At 48.0% G+C, this 377-nt stretch carries 1 protein-coding gene; it reads left to right on the top strand.

Annotation, left to right across the window (positions count from 1 at the left end; genetic code table 11):
* Nucleotides 1-377 (top strand): polysaccharide biosynthesis/export family protein (locus KDM89_RS20310; protein WP_212689677.1); only part of this gene is annotated, 377 nt, incomplete at both ends.

Raw genomic sequence — 377 nt, forward strand, 5'->3', positions numbered from 1 at the left:
ATGTCGATTACCGCGCGGTTGTCGACAGAAACGGAGTCATCAGTATTCCGACGATAGGCAATATTAATCTGGCCGGTGTCAAAGCCGCTGATGCTGAGGCAATAATTCGGTCTTCCATTGCAAAGCTGTATCGCGATGTGACTGTTAATGTGAGTTTTGGTCGTCTGCGCGCAATTACCGTATATGTAGTTGGGCAAGCTAAAAAGCCAGGTTCTTACACAGTGTCCGGGTTTTCTACATTAGTCACCGCAATGCTTGTAAGTGGTGGTCCAAATGCAGCAGGTTCTATGCGCAATGTGCAGGTGAAGCGCAACGGTAAGGTGCTGGGTAACCTGGACTTGTACGCCTTTATTGCAAAGGGCGATAAAAGCAGTGAT

Origin of the sequence: Cognatundibacterium luofuense, from assembly GCF_018139685.1 — a bacterium.
Classification (GTDB): domain Bacteria; phylum Pseudomonadota; class Gammaproteobacteria; order Burkholderiales; family Burkholderiaceae_D; genus Undibacterium; species Undibacterium luofuense.